13 protein-coding genes are annotated in these 17,807 nt (G+C 56.8%); 8 read left to right on the top strand and 5 right to left on the bottom strand.

Going from position 1 to position 17,807, the window contains the following annotated elements:
• Positions 1–128: 128 nt before the first annotated feature.
• Complete coding sequence (locus tag IPM61_04650; GenBank protein MBK8910600.1) at positions 129–3,458, top strand: AAA family ATPase; 3,330 nt, start codon at positions 129–131, stop codon at positions 3,456–3,458.
• A gap of 20 nt (positions 3,459–3,478) precedes the next feature.
• On the opposite strand, the gene IPM61_04655 is transcribed toward IPM61_04650, so the two are convergent.
• Entirely contained in the window at positions 3,479–4,186 is a 708-nt protein-coding gene (locus IPM61_04655; protein MBK8910601.1) for an ROK family protein, read from the bottom strand.
• Between the two features lie 77 nt (positions 4,187–4,263).
• Positions 4,264–4,569 carry a YkgJ family cysteine cluster protein gene (locus IPM61_04660; GenBank protein ID MBK8910602.1) on the bottom strand — a complete coding sequence of 102 codons (306 nt, stop codon included), beginning with the start codon at positions 4,567–4,569 and terminating at the stop codon, positions 4,264–4,266.
• 152 nt (positions 4,570–4,721) lie between these two features.
• On the opposite strand from IPM61_04660, the gene IPM61_04665 reads away from it, so the two are divergent.
• Both IPM61_04665 and IPM61_04670 read left to right on the top strand, forming a co-directional pair.
• Entirely contained in the window at positions 4,722–6,101 is a 1,380-nt protein-coding gene (locus tag IPM61_04665) for a Fic family protein (GenBank protein MBK8910603.1), read from the top strand.
• A gap of 133 nt (positions 6,102–6,234) precedes the next feature.
• The gene (locus tag IPM61_04670; GenBank protein MBK8910604.1) at positions 6,235–7,440 is read left to right on the top strand and encodes an ATP-binding protein; all 1,206 of its coding nucleotides are present in this window, start codon (positions 6,235–6,237) and stop codon (positions 7,438–7,440) included.
• 124 nt (positions 7,441–7,564) lie between these two features.
• Here the strand turns inward: IPM61_04670 and hflX are convergent, their stop codons facing one another.
• Positions 7,565–8,869 (bottom strand): GTPase HflX, encoded by a 1,305-nt coding sequence (gene hflX, locus IPM61_04675; GenBank protein ID MBK8910605.1) that lies wholly within the window; start codon positions 8,867–8,869, stop codon positions 7,565–7,567.
• A 299-nt stretch (positions 8,870–9,168) separates the two neighbouring features.
• On the opposite strand from hflX, the gene IPM61_04680 reads away from it, so the two are divergent.
• The 3 genes from IPM61_04680 (at position 9,169) to IPM61_04690 (ending at position 11,846) form a co-directional block, all read left to right on the top strand.
• The gene (locus IPM61_04680; GenBank protein ID MBK8910606.1) at positions 9,169–10,050 is read left to right on the top strand and encodes a helix-turn-helix domain-containing protein; all 882 of its coding nucleotides are present in this window, start codon (positions 9,169–9,171) and stop codon (positions 10,048–10,050) included.
• A 50-nt stretch (positions 10,051–10,100) separates the two neighbouring features.
• Positions 10,101–10,370, top strand: a complete 270-nt coding sequence (locus tag IPM61_04685; GenBank protein MBK8910607.1) for a hypothetical protein — start codon at positions 10,101–10,103, stop codon at positions 10,368–10,370.
• A 108-nt stretch (positions 10,371–10,478) separates the two neighbouring features.
• Positions 10,479–11,846 carry a hypothetical protein gene (locus IPM61_04690; protein ID MBK8910608.1) on the top strand — a complete coding sequence of 456 codons (1,368 nt, stop codon included), beginning with the start codon at positions 10,479–10,481 and terminating at the stop codon, positions 11,844–11,846.
• Here IPM61_04690 and IPM61_04695 read toward each other — a convergent pair.
• Together IPM61_04695 and IPM61_04700 are read right to left on the bottom strand one after the other, a co-directional pair.
• Complete coding sequence (locus IPM61_04695; protein ID MBK8910609.1) at positions 11,843–12,127, bottom strand: glycosyltransferase; 285 nt, start codon at positions 12,125–12,127, stop codon at positions 11,843–11,845. The two genes, IPM61_04690 and IPM61_04695, sit on opposite strands and share 4 nt — an antisense overlap.
• A 20-nt stretch (positions 12,128–12,147) precedes the next feature.
• Positions 12,148–13,008 (bottom strand): glycosyltransferase family 4 protein, encoded by an 861-nt coding sequence (locus tag IPM61_04700; protein MBK8910610.1) that lies wholly within the window; start codon positions 13,006–13,008, stop codon positions 12,148–12,150.
• Between the two features lie 227 nt (positions 13,009–13,235).
• Between IPM61_04700 and IPM61_04705 the strand changes: the two genes are divergently transcribed.
• Complete coding sequence (locus IPM61_04705; GenBank protein ID MBK8910611.1) at positions 13,236–15,851, top strand: hypothetical protein; 2,616 nt, start codon at positions 13,236–13,238, stop codon at positions 15,849–15,851.
• Positions 15,852–16,119: 268 nt separating this feature from the next.
• Entirely contained in the window at positions 16,120–17,787 is a 1,668-nt protein-coding gene (locus IPM61_04710) for an OmpA family protein (protein MBK8910612.1), read from the top strand.
• Positions 17,788–17,807: the final 20 nt, after the last annotated feature.

The raw sequence follows: 17,807 nt of genomic DNA on the forward strand, positions 1-17,807 counted from the left end.
GATCTTACGCCCGGTTGTTCTTTCCCCGCAATTCCTCATTTTGCTCCCCTTCCTTGTCTGCAGCCAACCTTAGCCAACCTTCTCCTTGTTCTTTTTCTCTTCAACATTCACATTGCGGAGGGTCAGCCATGCAAGCTCTTGTTGATTTTCTGAACCACGGCACGCTGCCGATGATTGGCCGCCATGACGTTATCTACCAGATTATGCACACGGTGGATAACGCCCCCGAAAGCGGTGGGCTGCACACGCTTCTGCTAATTGGCGAAGCGGGGGTTGGGAAAAGTAGAGTTGTGGAAGGGGTTCGCGAGCCAATGGAGCAAGCCGGGGGGCTGGTGGTGGCCGCACGCATTTTGCCGGAAGCAACGCTATCGCTTGCCCCGGCGCTTGCACGCTCGCTGGAAGGTTCGGAAACTGCGCAAACACTGCTGCGCCAGGAAGTTGCCGCCACGATTGGGGATGTAATTGCCGCGCTGCGCCGGTTATCGCGGCTGCGGCCAATGCTGGTGGTGATCGAGGACACCCACCTGCTGGAAGGGGATGGAGTTCGCCAACTTGGGCTGTTGCTGGAAGGCTTGGCCGACGAAACCCTGACGATACTCTGCTCCACCCGCCCCTCCACTAACTCCATCGGCACGTTGCTGGAGCGGTATCCATTCCGGCAGATTGACCTGCGGGGGCTTTCCCCTGTGGAAATCGGCGAACTGTGGTCGCGATTGTTCGGCACCACCCCCACCCCAGCAATCACCGACGCACTTGCCCGGCTGACGACCGGGAACCCGCTTGCGCTGCGGTCGGGGCTTCGCGGGGCGGTGACGGCTGGGCTGATTGCCCAAACCGCTGGATCGGGCCAATACCTGCTGGATTCCGATGATGCCACGTTTATCGCCCACATTGAACGAAGCTCCAAACGAATCGGCGAAGGGATGGCCGCCCACCTTCTTCCGGAGGAACGCGCCGCCGCCGAACGCCTTGCATGGCTGGGGGAAGCGTTCGCACGCGAATCCGCCGCCGAACTGCTGCGCGGGATGCCGCACGCGGAATCGGCACTGGAACGATTGCTCTTCCGGGGAATCGTGCAGCCCCACCCAATGCCCGCCACACCGCTGCCGGGGATCCATTCCGAAGGGAACGATTTTCCGGCAAGCTCCCACCCCTTGCTGTCGTTCACCCATACCCTTCTGCACCGCTATTTCTTGGACAACTCCAACCCCGACCTTGCCCAACTCTGCGGGGTGATTGCCAGCGACCTTCCACTTTACTCCTACCTGCTTGTTGACACCATCGGCGAACGAATCGCCCAGCTTGCCTTGCCGGAATCAACCGCGCTGGCACTGCTTGGGCGGATACGAAAAATGGCGGCCGGCGCGTTGGAGATCAGCGACCTGGCAACAACCCGGCGGATGGTGGGCCATTCCCTGAAGTTGCTTGAACGATTCGGCGCGGGGAAGCAAAGCGAGGAATGGCAGGCGGAGCAGGTTCAAGCCCTGATTATGCAGTACGTGATGGCACGGGCCGACACCGATGCCGAGCGTTGCACCACGCTTTGCGCCCAGTTGGATGCGCTGACCGCCGCGCCAGCAACCGAACACCACGCCACGCTCCGCATTGCCGCGTTGATGAGAATGATGGCGCAATACCCGCAGCAGCGGCCCACCTACTTGCAGGAAGCAATCGAGCTTTCCAAGCGTTTCCCGCCGATTCGAGGGGCACGGTTCTTCCTCCTTTTTCTTGCCAACGTGGCCTTGCGGGCCAGCAACGAAGGGCAGCACGAAGAGATTCGGTTGGTGGAGCAGGAGTTCCAGCAGGCACGCCAACTTCCAATAGGGAAGAAGCAGATGGAGATGCTGTGGGGATATATCGGCCCGCCGTTGCTGCGGGTGTTCGACACCCACGACGAGCTACAGGAACGCCGCACGCTCCTTGCCGATTTGCAAAGCCGCCGCGGGTGGAACATCCTTCAGCGGGAAAGCCTTGCCAAGCACTCCATTGCTTTCCATGATGCAATCGGCGAGCCGGACACGGCCTTGCGGGTGTTGGAACATTGGGGTGAGGTTATCCGCGAGCATGATGGAGTATCGGCCCACTACGGCTCGCAAATTGTTCGCATCCACGTTCTTGCCGCGCTTGGCGCACCGCTGGCGCAGCTGCAGGAATCCACCGATGCGATGCTGGCCGGCAGCCCCGCCAATCACCAACGGATCCTTCGCCATTTTATCGGAGCATCGCTTGCCACCATTGGGCTGCTGCGTGGCGAACCGGCGTGGGGGCTGGCGATGTTGGAGCAGTCTCCAGAAGGGCGAACGATCCTGCTTCCTTCCACCGAGCTTGGCGTGCGGTTGGCATCGGGAACCGCCACGCTCCCCACCCCCGCCGAACGTGCCGACCGCCCCGAGGTTGCCCGCGACCTTGCGCTGCTTCTTGACCTGCTTGCCAAACCAACTTCCCCGGGATCAATTCTTGAAGCCGCGCGGCGATTGCTTGCCCGGCCATTGCTCCGCATTGAGGACCTGACACTGCTGCAAACCGTGATCCAGCTGCTGGAGTGGAAGGCCGGGAATCAGGTGATGGAGGAGGTGATGGAAGGATTGCGGGCCGATCTGCGCCGCGTGGTGACGCAGGGGCTTGCATGGCTGCAGCAACAACGAATCGCCGCGTACATGCCGCCGCTGATTGCGCTGGCCCAGAAAGTGCTTCCGGCAAAAGAGGTGAAAGCGTGGCGGGGGAAATGCGCAGGAATCCAGCGCGAGCGCGACGCGCAGTTGCGGGCAATGAAAGGGGATGGGCGCATCGCCGTCACGATGGTGGGGGTGATTGCCGTGCAACTCCCCGGCCAGGAGCCAAAGAAGATCACCGGGGCGCGGGCGCGCACGGTGCTGGGGCTGATGGTTGCCGCCCAGCTTGCGGACCGCCCCCTTACCCACCGCGATTTCTGCGCCATTGCCACCGGCGAAGCGGACCCCGAACGCGCCCGCAACGTGGTGTACGTCCGGCTGCACGACCTGCGTGAGCTAATCGGCCCAGATGCAATCCTTACCGAGCCAGAGCTTGCCCCCAGGCTGAACCCCGCCACCGTTCGGGTTGATTTGTTGGAGGCGCACCAGCATCTGGTCCAGGCAAAAAATTTGTTGCGTGGCGGCGCGTTGTACCGCGTTGTTCCGGCATTGCTTCGCGCCCAGGGGCTGCTGCGGGGCAAGGTCCCGTTCCCCGGGTTGTACGAGGAGATGTTCGAGGCCGCACGAGAAGAGATCGAAAGCATGATGCGGGAGACGACGCTGCGCACCGCACGCGCACTGCTGCGCGAAAAGGACACAGAGAACGCCACCCGATTGCTCAGCAACAGCCTTGCGGCCATGCCCGAGGACGAAGAGATTTCCGAGCTGCTTCAGCAAGGATTATCGGAGCAGGGAAAGCGAACCGAGGCCGAGCGGGTCAGGATGACGGCGGCGGAAATGGAGTAACGAACGGAAGAGCCAGCCGGCTACTCCATCGGGCTTCGTTCATGCCACAACCAATGCCCGCCGCGAATTCCTTCCACGTTGGAGATGATGGAGACATCGGGGGGAAGTTCCAGCGTCACTTTCTTGGCATTGCCGCCGCCAAGATAGAGATGGTCGAAGTGCGTTAGCGTGCGGAGCGCGGCAATCGCGATTTCTATTCGGCTGTTCCACTTGCTGTTTCCCGCTTCTTTGCGGGCAGCGTTCCCAAGCTGTTGTTCGTAGGTTTCCCCTTTCCGGAACGGGTGGTGGGCAAGCTCCAGATGCGGCCCCAATCGCCCATCTTCAAACAGCGATGTTCCGAAGCCGGTTCCCAGCGTTATCACCATCTCCACCCCTTTCCCCTGAATCGCCGCCAGCCCTTGGACGTCGGCATCGTTAGCGGCCCGGGTTGGGAAGCCCAGCAGCAGTTGGAAGGCCGTCACCAGATTCAGCCCAACCAACGAGGGGTCCAAGTTTGCGGCGGTGCGGATCACCCCGCCGCGCACCACCCCGGGGAAGCCAACAGAAACGTGGGTGAACTCCGGCAGCGATTGCACCAAGTTGGCAACGGTTTCCAACAACGCGTCGGGGGTGCATGGTTGCGGTGTTTCGATGCGGACGCGCTCGGTCAGCATCTCCCCCGATTCGCCCAGCACCGCCCCTTTGATTCCGCTTCCGCCAATGTCAATGGATAAAATCTTCATGGTCATCTTCTCTCGGTTCGTCGCGATGATTAGGTAAAGTCAACGGTGGCAAAGAAACAACCTCACCACGAAATAGCAAACCGTCAGCCGGCAGATTCTTTGGGCGATGGCTGCGTGAGTATCTCCAGTTGGGTTAGGTAGTTGAAGGCTTCGTCGGAGTTGGTGCCGCACATCGTTGGCGACGGCATCAGCCCCACGCAGACCGCGGGCCGCGATGGCAGCCCGAACAGTTTGCAGCGGTTGTCGGCCGTTAGCTGCACGCAGCGGACACCGGCGGGCTTCCCGTTCGGCATCCCCGGAATTGGCGAGCTGATGGAGGGGGCAATGCAGCACGCCCCGCAGCCAGCGCGGCAGGAAATTTCGGGAGGGATGGAAGAGCGGTTATTCATTGAATGAACGATGCGTGAACCATGGCCAGCAGAGCAAGCCCAAAAGGAGCCTGCACAGGGGGGATAAAAACCGTTGAACGTTTATAAAACATTTATAAAACGTTTATAAATTATAAACGTTATGTTTGAAGCCGTTTAACCAACGATCCGTTATGAGATTTCCAGCAATTCCGCCAAATACTGAGGAACTTTTCCGCACGCTCGGCAAAGCCGAAAACTCTGGAGAGCGGCTTATGCAGATTGCCATGGCCCAGTTTGGCCCCGCGCCCAACCACCAATATCGCCACTGGGACACCTTGCGCCATCTGCAGCCACCGGAAGGCTTCACCCTTGAAGAGTGGTGGCTGGGGATTCGCCTAGCACGCCAATCGTTAAGCCGCACGCTGCCGATCACCGACAGCCACGGCAACCCCTTTTTCTTCACCATGACCGACCCCGGGTTACACTACTTACGGCTCATTGACAGCCAAGCAAGCGGCACAATTGCCGACTGGCCAGCATTGGAGAACGAACGCGAGCGGGAACGCCACATTAAGCGGTCGTTGATTGAGGAGGCGATTCAATCCAGCCGATTTGAAGGGGCCGTGACAACCCGCAAAGTGGCAAAGGAGATGATCATAACCCAACGGAAGCCACGGAGCCGTTCGGAGCAGATGATCCTCAACAACTACAACGCCATGCAGTTCATTGGCGAAGTCAAGAAGGCAAGGTTGACACCAGACATCATTCTTGAGCTGCAACGGATACTCACCCACGGCACTCTTGATGACCCCTCCGCCGCAGGGCGTTTCCGGCGGCCCGATGAGCGGGTGGTTATGGTGGATATACAGGATAACGAAGAACTCCACATCCCCCCCGATGCTGCCGAGATGGAATCGCGCATCCAGCAGCTGTGCGACGTTGCGAACCAGCCGGATGATCTGGCATCGGGCGCGCCGTATATCCATCCTGTTGTCCGTTCCATTCTGCTCCATTTCTGGCTGGCCTACAACCACCCGTTTGTTGATGGCAACGGGCGAACGGCACGGGCATTGTTCTACTGGTCCATGGCGCACCGTGGCTATTGGCTGTGCGAGTATCTGACGATCTCCAGCATCCTTACTAAAGCACCAGCGAAGTACTTTCGGTCGTTCCTTTATACCGAGACCGACAACAACGACGCGACCTACTTCGTGCTGGCTCAGCTTGGCGTGATTGAGCAAGCCTTGAACGTGCTCCGCAAACAATTGGAGCAGAAATCACGCGCCCAGAAGAAGGTAACAGCAGCCTTGCAGCAAGTGAACGAAGCATCGCGGCTATTGAACCCACGCCAGATTGCATTGCTGACCCACGCCATGACCCACGCCAACTCCGCCTACACCATCCACACCCACATGAAGGCTCATTCCGTAACCTACTTGACCGCACGCACCGACCTTCTGAAACTGGTGGAGAGCGGATTGCTTGAACAGCGAAAAACTGGCAAGACCCTTTACTTCAGCCTATCCCCCAACGCCAAACAGCAGTTATCGCAATTGCAGAAAAAAGGGTGAGCGATTGGGAACGCTGCCGCGCCGACTGCTGGCCATGCATTTCTCCTGCTGACAATTTGCTCAATGCCCTGAGCAAATTATCTCAATGCCCTGAGTAAATTGTTTTGGTTCTGTTTTCAACGATTTCCACACGATGTACGCCCGACCACTGCTTCAGAAATTGCTTAGCCGCTTGGCCGAACCTCGGCGATATATCCAGGTGCTGCTGGGGCCGCGGCAAGTTGGGAAAACCACCCTTGCACGCCAGGCCGCCCAGCGTTTGAACGTCCCCACACACTTCGCAAGCGCCGACGAGCCCGCGTTAAAAGGGGAGGCCTGGATTGCCCAGCAATGGGAAATCGCGCGGCTGCTTTGCCACAAAGCTGAAGGAACCACAACCCCAGCGTTGTTGGTGATAGATGAGCTCCAAAAAATTTCAGGATGGTCCGAGTCGGTGAAGCGGCTGTGGGATGAGGATTCCGCAACCGGCCTTCCGCTGAACGTCCTGTTTTTAGGTTCCTCGCCATTGCTGGTGCAGAAAGGGCTAACCGAGAGCCTGGCGGGAAGGTTCGAGGTGCTGCGCGCCCCGCACTGGTCCTTCACCGAAATGCAGGAAGCGTTTGGATGGAACCTTCAGCAATTCATCTACTTCGGTGGATACCCGGGCAGCGCGTCGCTGGTTGGCGACGAGGAGCGTTGGCGGCGATACCTGCTGGACTCCTTGATTGAACCCACCATCGCCCGCGATGTGCTGCTGACAACCCGGGTGGATAAACCGATCCTTCTGCGGCGATTGTTCCACCTTGCTTGCCAATACTCTGGGCAGATACTCTCTTATCAAAAAATGGTGGGCCAGCTTCAGGATGCAGGGAACACCACAACGCTGGCCGGCTATCTTGATTTGCTGGCGGGCGTTGGCATGGTGGCTGGGCTTCAGAAATATGCCGGCGAGCACGTTCGGCAGCGTGCTTCAAGCCCCAAACTTCACGTTTTCAACACCGCGTTAATGACCGCCCTATCCCCCCACTCCTTCGCCGAAGCACTCCACAATCGCCAGTGGTGGGGGCGATTAACCGAGTCGGCAGTGGGCGCGCATTTGCTGAACACCGCCCAAGAACAGCAGGGTGAGGTGATGTACTGGCGAGAGCGAAATCTGGAAGTAGATTTTGTTGTTCAGCACGGCAAAACGCTTCTGGCATTGGAGGTGAAAAGCGGTGCTTCTGCCGAGAAGTTATCGGGGATACAGGCATTCAACAAACAGTTCGGGCAACAGGCAGGGAAGGTGCGAATGCTGCTGGTGGGAACCGGCGGAATGGCCGTCGAGCAATTCCTGACGATGCCAACCCTGCTCCAATCCTAACCGGATTGCCGATTGAATTTCCCCGCCGAAAAAACCAACCAAAAAATCAACCGCCACTGCGCGCTTGCCTGCGTGCAGTGGCGGTTGGTTTGATGATCCTTCCCCCTCCGTTATCCGGCATCCATTACCCCGCTTCCGTCTCTGCCGGAATCCCCTGGATTGTGGCGGCTTGGGCCAGTGCCAAGTAATGCTCAACATGGTCCAGAACCTTCGGGCTGTAGCGGATGTGAAGATAGACGAAGTCGTTATCGTACCGCTTTTCCAACACGTCGGCGTGGTCGTGCAGCCGGGCAAGGGCGTGCCATTTCGCAATCGGGGCCCGCACAATCCGCTCCACCAACGACGACTCAATCCTTTCGGCCAGCTTGTCGCGCAGGGCCACGATGTTGAAGCCGCGCATGGCCGAGATCATCACCGCGTCGGGGTACCGCTCGTTCATCTCCAACAACATCTCGCTCCCTTTCGGCAGGGCATCCACTTTGTTGAAGACCATGATGGTTGGGATTCCGGACGCGTCAATGTCGGCAAGGGTGGATTCCACCACCGAGATTTGCTCCATCAGCGATGGCGAGGCGATGTCAACAACGTGCAGCAGAAGGTCGGCCTCGCGGACCTCGGCAAGGGTGCTGCGGAAGCTGGCCACAAGGTGGGGCGGCAGCTTGCGGATAAACCCGACGGTATCGCTCAGCAAGGCTTTGCGGTCGTTGGCAACTTCAATCTGGCGGACGGTGGTGTCCAGCGTGGCGAACAGGCGGTCCTCGGCGTGAACATCGGCCCCGGAAAGCTCCCGCATCAGCGTTGATTTCCCGGCGTTGGTGTATCCCACCAGTGCAATCTTGAACATCTCGCTTCGCCCTTTCCGTTGGGTTTCGCGCTGCTGCTCAATCTTCTCCAGCTTCTCCCGCAGGAGCGAGATTCGGGTGCGGATCAATCGGCGGTCGGTTTCAATCTGGGTTTCGCCCGGGCCTTTGGTCCCAATTCCGCCGTACTGTTTGGACAAGTGGGTCCATTGGCGGGTAAGGCGTGGCAGCATATACTGAAGCTGCGCAAGCTCCACTTGGGTGCGTGCTTCGCTGCTGCGTGCGCGCCCGGCAAAGATGTCCAGGATTAGCCCCGAGCGGTCCACAATCTTCCGCTTGATGACGCGTTCAAGGTTGCGCGCCTGCATCGGCGAAAGGTCATCATCCACCACCACAAGGTTGATCCCCTCCTCCTCCACAATTTCGGCCAACTCCTCGGCCTTCCCTTTTCCGATAAAGAACGCCCCATCCTGGCGTGGCAATCCCTGCACAACTTTCAGCACCGTGTCGGCGCCGGCGGTGTCAACCAGCAGTTCTAATTCGTTCAAATGTTCCAGCGTCTGCTCGCGGCTGTTCGCGCCTTGGGCAAGCCCCACAAGCAGGGCGCGTTCGCGGGCGTTCTGGACGATCGTGTGAAGTTTTTGTTCGGTCAAATCGAGCGTTGATAAAGAAGAATGAATTTGGCAGATGCCACGCTTTCGGCAAGTGAGTTCAGGGCTTCTGCGGGCGCACGCATCATGGCTGCCGTGCGGTTGGGCGAAGCTACGAAGCGTTTGCTACCGCACAAACAACACTTCCCCAAAAGAAGTGTTTCCGCCAACCCGGCCGCGGGTAACTTACGGATGGTTGACGGGTTGATGGCCTACAGAATTATCCCAACCGTATTGTCCCAACTATCGGCAGCTGCTCCGGCTCTCCATTTCCCGCAATGGCAACACGTACACAGAACACCATCCCGGCGTATGACCTTCCCCGTGGTGATGACCTTGACCTCCCCTTCCGGTTCGTGGCCCTGAATCGCAGCCAACACAGCTACGACTTCACCGCGCCGCATCGGCATAACTACTACGAAGTCTTCTTTTTTGAGCATGGCGGCGGGGAGCATGACATTGATTTCACCACGTTCCCAATCCGCGACAACTCCCTCCATTTTGTCACGCCGGGGCAAGTCCATCAGGTGCGCCGGCTTCCTGGCTCGGGGGGTGGGGTGCTGCTGTTCACCACCGATTTCTACAGCCTTAATCTGTACAACCGCGACCTGCTGCAGGCGCTTCCGTTCCTAACCGGAAGCCACCCCCAGCCGGTGCTGAACATGACCCACGAAGAAAGCATGGAAGCGATGCTGTTGATTGGAATGATCCGCGAGGAGTTCCGGCTGGCCGCAACCCACCGCGAGGAGGTGATCCGAAGCTATCTGAACATCTTGCTGCTGAAGTCGCAGCGGTTATTCGAACAGCGGAGCGATATTGCCGCCGCAACCCCAACGGCCACCAAGCAGTTGCTCCGCTCGTTGCGGTTGCTGGTGGATGCGCACTTCCATGCGGTCCATTCCGCCGGGGCCTACGCCCGGATGCTGAACGTGACGCTGAACCATCTGAACAACATCACGAAGGAGCTAACGGGCCGCACCGTTAGCGAGCTTATCCAGGAAAGAATTCTTCTGGAGGCCAAACGATTGCTGGCCCATTCTTCGTTAAGCGTGAAGGAGATCGCGTACCATTTGGGATTCGACGATCCTTCCTACTTCACCCGCTTTTTCCGGCTGCGGCAACAGCTGACCCCAGCGGAGTTCCGATCCGGGTTTGAATAAAGGGGAAGCGGCGTAAGCAAAACAAGCAACGAACCAAACATGAGTCTATCATGGTAAAAAAAACGATTGCGTATGTGATGATTCTGGTGGCTGTCGGCATCGGCATCTACTGGTATTCCTCAGGAGCCAACATCTACACGCTGACCTCGGTTCCGGTGGAAGTGAAAGATGAGTTGTTCGGCACCACCGAAACCCATTGGGAAGAGACCTACCGCCCGGGCCTTGACGTTCTTGGGCCAGCAATGGGGGGATTGATCCTTATCGCCAGCGTCCTGCTGTGGCTTGCGCGGCGCGATGGCCGCCGCCCCCAGCCGGAGTAACGCGCCAACCGCCAGAGCGCGATTTCCGGGAAGTGCTTCGCGCTTTCTTTTCCCCGCCGTACATTTGCGCGGTACTGCGGCGATATTCCCTTCCTACTTCAGCGTCCCATGAACGTTTTTTCTTCTTCCATTCGGCTATCGGTGGCCGGTTTGGTGCTGGCCAGTTTGGTGCTGGCAATTATTGCTGCCGGATGCGCGGGGCAATCCATGGCAACGCGCAACATCAGCCTTAGCTACGACATGGCGGCGAACACCGTGCAAATCGTTCCAACGGAGCGGGCAAAGGCCGGGGACATGGTGTCGTTCGAGGTGAAGAACGTCAATCCGTTTTTGTACGAAGTGACGATTAACCAGCAACGGATTTCCCGGAACACACCGCTGCGCCGCCTGCAGCAGTTCGCGCTGCCAAAGCCGAACATTGGCGACACCGCACGCCAGGCCCCGCCCCTTACGGCGGACCTTGCGGGGTCCACCAATCGCCTGCCAATCAATCGCTTCCGCACCAACCACACCCTGTTCCGCAACCGCTTCAACACGTTCGTTGCCTTCCTCAGTTTTGATGATTATCTCCTTTCCCTTCTTCGCCAACCATTCCCGCAGGAGGACCTGCTAAAACGGAGCATCACCGCACGGCTGAACGAGCTTGTGGGAACCGGGCCGCTGTACACCCGCGCCGATTTTGTTCGCAAGGGGGATGAGTTGTTCGAGGCGATGACGAAATCCTTCAATGACTTGATGAGCGAGTATCAGTTCCTTGACACGCTGGCCAAGCGGGAACTGCGCGAAGCAATGCTGAACGCCCGCGCCACCTACGAATCGTTCGCCGCCGGTGGGGAATGGAGCCACCACATTGAGGCCACCGCCGATTTATACGAGCTGGTGCAGAACACCCCGTTCACCTTTGCATCGTTCCGAACGCAGGTGGCGATTGGGGACCAGGCGATGACGTTTCGGGTGGAAGGGACACGGAAAGAAGAGGCCGACCAGATACCGAATGGAGTTGCGCAGCCGTTCGCGTTGCAGTATCAGCTTCCGGTGGAAGGGGGTGGGTTCCGATTGGGGATTGGCGCAGGGTTGTTTGCCAGCAGCTTGGCCAACAACAGCTACGGTTTCCGCGACTCGCTGGGGTATCGGTTTATCGTCCAGAACCAGCGCGACGTAATGAACTACGGCCCCGGGGCGGTGATGCACTTCCACCACACCGCAATCCCCATTGGCGGGAATGTTGGATTGATGCTGAACAACGCCTCGCGGATCCAATACCTTGCCGGGGCCAGCCTTATGCTTGGCGACCGCGGGCAAATCGGCATCAACGGCGGCCTGACGTTCGGCACGGTTTCGCGGCTTGCGGCCCCGTACATCCTGGACAAACGGCTTGACGGAAACGACGCAAAGCTCACCGCCATCCCCACGATTGACCGATTGGAGCTTGGGTGGTACGGTGGGGTCAGCTACAACTTTGGCGGGTCCAATTAATCGCTGGTTTTGCGGCGTTGCAGAATCTTCATCACGGCGGCGGAGTAGCCTTCGGCACTTCGTTCGGGGGTTAGTTCGGTTTCGGCGTGTTGGCGTGCGGCGTTTCCCATGCGCTGGCGTAGCTGGGGGGAATCAACAATGCGGCCAAGCGCGGCGGAAAATTCCGGGATGTTGTTGGGGTCCACAATGATTCCCGTAACTCCATCTATCACCACATCGGCCGTTGCGCCGGCAAAACGGGTTGCGATTATTGGCAATCCGGCGGCGGCGGCTTCCACCATCACCAATCCAAAAACCTCCGTCAGGAAGGGAACAAAAGCGCGTCGGACATGGCGTAGTAGATCGGCAAATCGGCTTTCTGCTGATAGCCGTGCATCAGCACCTGCCCCCCCAGCCCGTTCCGCTCGATGGCTTGGCGCAACTTGGCTTCATCTTCCCCCGACCCCACAACGTGCAAGGCAACATCGGGGCGATTCAGGGCGGCCAGCGCTTCGGCCATTTCCACAATTCCCTTCCACCCCAGCAGATACCCAACAAACAGCAGATGAACCGCAAACGGCTCCCCCGATTCCGTGCGGAAGCGATCCCGCCACTGGTCCGCCTGCCCGCCGCGCCGCAGCGCATCCACGCGGGAAACAAAAAACTGCGTGTCCACAACGTTGATTGCAACATCAACGCGTTGGGAAGGGACACCTTTATCAAGGAAGTACTGGCGTGCATCGTTGCCGTAGGCAATGAACCCTTGCCCCAGCTTGTAAAACGGGATACGGAACAGATCCCGCAGCCACTGATAACTGCGCCGCGCCGAAGTGTGGGTTTCGCCGCTGTAGATAATCACGGGGATTTTTCTGCGGAGGCAGTGAAGCATCAGCCGCAAGGCAATGGCATCCATTGCCCACGCAAGCACTACCACTGCGGGGCGCAACTGCTGTAGTTGGTGTTCCCCCCCTTGCAGCATTGCATCGGCCGTTCCTGCGGACCACGACAGCTCGGCAAAATCTTCATCGCTAAACTTCCATTCGCGCTGGCGGCTTCGGCCTCCTAAAAAATGGATATGGAGCCGAACTCCTTCCTTCAACAACTCCTTCTGGAACGCACGATACTGCGGCAGGCGGTAGGGGGTTGGGGCGTTGGTGATATGCAGGACGAGCGGTTGAGACATGCTGTTCGGTAATCTTGATGGCTCCTAGTTATTGCTCTTGCTATTGTTAGTGGGAATAGGCATTTTGCCGCCTGTATTTCCCTGTCTCTGCCCACCATAAACCTTATGGAGGCCGTTCTATGTTGCGCGTAATTTTCAGTCTGGCTGTTGCTCTGGTTATCCCATGTGCCAGAATGCTTTCGCAAGATATTCGATTATCGCCAGAACCGACCACAACCATCCTATCCGTGGATAATCGCACCGTTGCGGCGGCACGTATTGATTCCGTAACGCTGATAGTATGGGGAACACACATTAGGGGCAAAGCACCCAACACCGTGAAGAACGTCCTACGGACGCAGATTGTACGCGATACCGGGTTGGTTGACTCATCCCGCATCCTCCACAGCGTAGCGGCATATCCCTCCACCTACCGAAAAGTATTTGCGCTGCATGATCGCTTTCTGCTGTTGTGGGACGACCGGCGTAGCGGCACATACGAACTTTATGCACAGGTGATTGATACCACCGGCAGGGCTGTAGGGGAAGAGGTTGCCATTGGCGAGGGCATGATGGATGATGCATCCACTTTTTTGCTTCCAATGAATGGAGGGTGGATGTTGATCTGGAACAGTAAGAACGACACCACCCGATCATATCGGCAACTATTATCATCCAACGGAAAACGTATTGGCACTGCCGAACGGCTTCCCACTTCGCTCATTACGCACGTTTTGCGCTATTCAGAACCAGACATGGTTCTTTTACGCAGCGAAAAAGATTTTTCGGTCATTATGGACGCATCTGGGAAAATCAATCAAAAGTTATTGCCCGTTGGCCGATTGAATCCAATGTTCTATCTATGGCCCGACAGTTCCCTTTCTATTCTGCAAGATTCCACGGTGATCCATTACAGGAATCTCCTTGACGACACCCCCTCCAACACAACACCCATTCTCTTCCCCAATAATTGGCTACGAGGGTCCGAAACGATTGGCCGCGATTCCGCAGGGGAATTACGTATTCTTGGGTGGCAAAAAACCATTCATTCTTATGCCTATATTTTTACTGCTATGTACCCTCTTCGCCAAGCCCAGCAGATACAGTGGTATGACACCGTTTCTACGAACAATTATCAAAGCAGTAGCACTTCCGCAAGCAGCCCAGCCTATAAGACAACGAGGTACAGACTACTCTGTGCAAACAATTATGTAGTTGACGGAATTTTCAGCTTCAGCGTATATAATAATTTCGAACACAATTCATATAATGTTGATTATGCTGTGACATACATAACATCTCAAGATGGTACCCTTTATAAAGCAAATGACCCGAATATTCCATCATGCTACACAACATCCAATATTGCGATTTCCAGAGAGCGAATTGCGCTGGTAAATAACGTTAAAATTTACATTAACAAGACTGCTAGGGGTTTCGATCTGGATTCGCTTATCAACTACCGAGGGGATGCCATTCAAATACTGCCAGCAATAGTATTGCGGGATAACGAATTATTAGTTCGATATTGGCAAGGCACTATTCCATACATGTATTTTCCACAGAATACATTCTTAGGCCAATGGCGTAATTTTCAAGATACGCTGTCTGGATTCAAAGACGATGCAGCCCTTTCTGTGCTTGACCGAGGGTGGATGTACGCTTATAGGATTACCAATGCAAATACGTTCTTCTTAGCGTGCCGAGACGACATCAGGTTTATCTACCGTGGGCAGTTGGAGGCAATCGCTACGAATGCAGTCAATTATGTTCCAACCAATGAAGGCTGGCGACCAACACGATCCTGGATAACCAAGGGGCATCATACCTACCGTAGGGTGTTGGCATCAGGATTTAATCCAGTACGCAACGAGCTGATTATTATTGACCACTACGAAGGGAACCCGCCACGCTCGTACGCAACGATTAATTCTCGCGGTGACTCAATCGCAGGGAAGAATTTTAGCGACTCAGTTATGCTAACCTGGGAATTCCACAATGACCTTGTGCCGATTGACTCAACCGCTTTTTTATTGTTCAACCCCGACAAAACTCTGCTATTCCAGGACAGCAAAATTTCATTCATTAATGACTACGTTGTCCCAAAAGGGAACGTAAGGCTCCAGAGATTAATTGATGATTCTTTTCTGGAAATTTATTCCGAAGATAGCCTTACCATCCGCCTAAGAATTTTTTCTTTGGTAGGGAAATTGCGTTATGAGAAAACGCTCAACTATGAAGGCAAATCTCCGTTTGTTGTTGGGCAATCGCCCACCACCAAGGATATTTTTTTGCTGCGTGGCGGAAACGATGGGGTGAAGCTGACAATGATGAACAGTCAACTGAAAAACTTGGTTGATGGTGGAAGCGGAATGCCAATTTTTGACATTCCTATCAGCACCACCCGGGATAGCGTTGGAATGGTGAGCGGGGTGTTTCGCAACGACACACTGTTCGCCGTGTGGGAGGATTTTCGCAATAGTTTCGACATCTACGGCACGGCTTGGAAACGACCCAGCGATCTGATTGCCCCCGGCTTCACTCCGCCATCTCTTGATACGGCCATCCCTCCTAACCCTCCTTTTTTTGATAGCACAGAAAATTCAACGTTTGCCATCATGGGAATAATTCCAACCCCAGCGGATAATTTTCTATCATTTCAACTACAGCTGCTCAAGCAGGGTGTGGTGACGCTCCATGTTGTGGATGCGCTGGGGAAAATCGTCAAGCGGAAGCAATGGAGGGCACAGCAAAGGGTGCAAAACATTTTCTTGGAAACGCAGGACCTTTTCCCTGGAGCCTACACCGCGCTGTTTGAAGTTGGGGGGCATTTCCAATCACGGCAGTTCCTGGTTGTTCATTAAGGCTGGTGCAATTTGGTGGCCATTGCAACCGAGCGCGCTTTCAGAAGAGGAATCATGCTTGCAACAAGCCCCCCCCCTGTGAAAAGTTGTTCCCTTTTCCCGCTTGGTTTGGGGGCTTTGGTAATTTCATCGGCCTTGCAATGGGCCGTTGGGGCGGATTGTTCCAATCCATCTTGCGGGCAACATTGTTCTGTTGTGGGGGTCTTATTACGGCATCCATATACGTAACCTTGTTCTGCCAATGGCTCCTTCAACTTCTTCGATTTCCATGCCGCGTTCCGCTTCCGGCCGTTGTTCTGCCAGCTTCTGTGCTGCCCTTGTTGGGGCGTGCATCTGGCTGATGTTCCCCTTTTTCACACAGGCGCAGCCCAGCACCGATGACCCGGCGATGACGCATCGGGATAATCCCGGCCCAGCCATCAACTCTACCTCCATCGAAATCCTTCCGCTGGTCTCCCCCGATGGACAAACGTTGTACTTCGACCGCAAGTACGACCCGGAAAATATCGGCGGCCAGAACGACGACGACGACATCTACATGGCAACCATGCAGCCCGATGGCACATGGGGAAACGCCGTAAACGTTGGCTCGCCGCTGAATTCCCCAGGCTCCGATGTCCTGTTCTGGATTAGTGCCGATGGCAACGCCGCCCTGATGCACAGCGGGAAAATCATTAAACACACCGTTGGCAAAGGGAAAAAAGCAAAAACCACCGAACGCTCCGTTGGGTTGGCCATCACCCGCAGGGTGAATGGGGCTTGGACCGAACCCACGCCGGTCGTAATCCAAGGGCTGGCCTCGCTTGGCGACAGCTACTACGCCACCATCTCCCCCGACGGACGGAAGCTGATTATTGCCTACAATCCCGGGCATGAAGATCCGGAGGACCTGGACCTGTTCATCTGCACCGCCATCAGCAGCGACATGACCCGCTGGACCCAACCGATTCCGCTGGGCGGAACCATCAACACAACGATGTTCGAGGGCGCGCCCTTTATGGCCGCCGATAATCGCACCCTCTATTTCGCTTCGGCAGGGCACGACGGCTTTGGAGGAAGCGACCTTCTGATGACCCGCCGCATCGGCAACTCCTGGAACGCTTGGACCACTCCGGTCAATCTTGGCGGGACCATCAACACCCCGATGTTCGAGGCCTCCCTCTCGGTGCCGGCCACGGGCGACTCCATCTACGTAAGCGGCAGCGGGTTCCCTGGCGAGTTGAATTTTGGGCGATCCGATATCTACCGTTTGCAACTTCCGCAAGAGTTCCGCCCGTTTCCGGCAACGCTGGTGAAAGGGAGCTTGGTTGCGGCGGGGAAACCGGTGGAAGGATTGATTCGCGTTGAACGGAACAGCGACAAGCTGGAGATATTCTCCACCACCAGCGACCACAACGGGCGTTTCACCCTGATCCTTCCCCCCGATGCCGACCTGTCGGTGATCGGCTGGGCAAGTGGTCATGCCGAGGTCTCGCTCCCGATTCGGACCTCAACCCAACCAATCTCCGGCATCACTCTAGATCTTGCTGGCGAAACAACGCCAGAAAGCAACAGCCCCACAACCAGCAAGCCCGCCCCCGGCAAGGCCATGAACGTATCAGCCGATCCGGTGATCTACTTCCCCACTGGTTCGGCGATGATCACCACCGAGGCGGAGCAGATATTGAAGGCGTTGGCGCAGCAGTTTATCGGCCAGAAGCCGCATGGGATCACCGTTCTTGGATTCACCGACGACGAAGGGGAGGAGCCGATGAACGACAGCCTTAGCTTGCGCCGGGCAATCGCCGTCAAGGATTGGTTGCAGGGGCATGGCTTGGGGGAAATCGCCATCCAGACCATTGGAAAAGGGGAGCGCGAGCCGAAAGCAAAAGACCAAACAGCTGCCGGGCGGGCATTGAATCGGCGGGCGGAGATTGTTGCGCACGGCAGGCGGTGATCCCTTCCGCAAAACCGAGC

The sequence above is a fragment of the Chlorobiota bacterium genome, assembly GCA_016710285.1.
In the GTDB taxonomy this organism is placed as follows: Bacteria; Bacteroidota; Ignavibacteria; order OLB7; family OLB7; genus OLB7.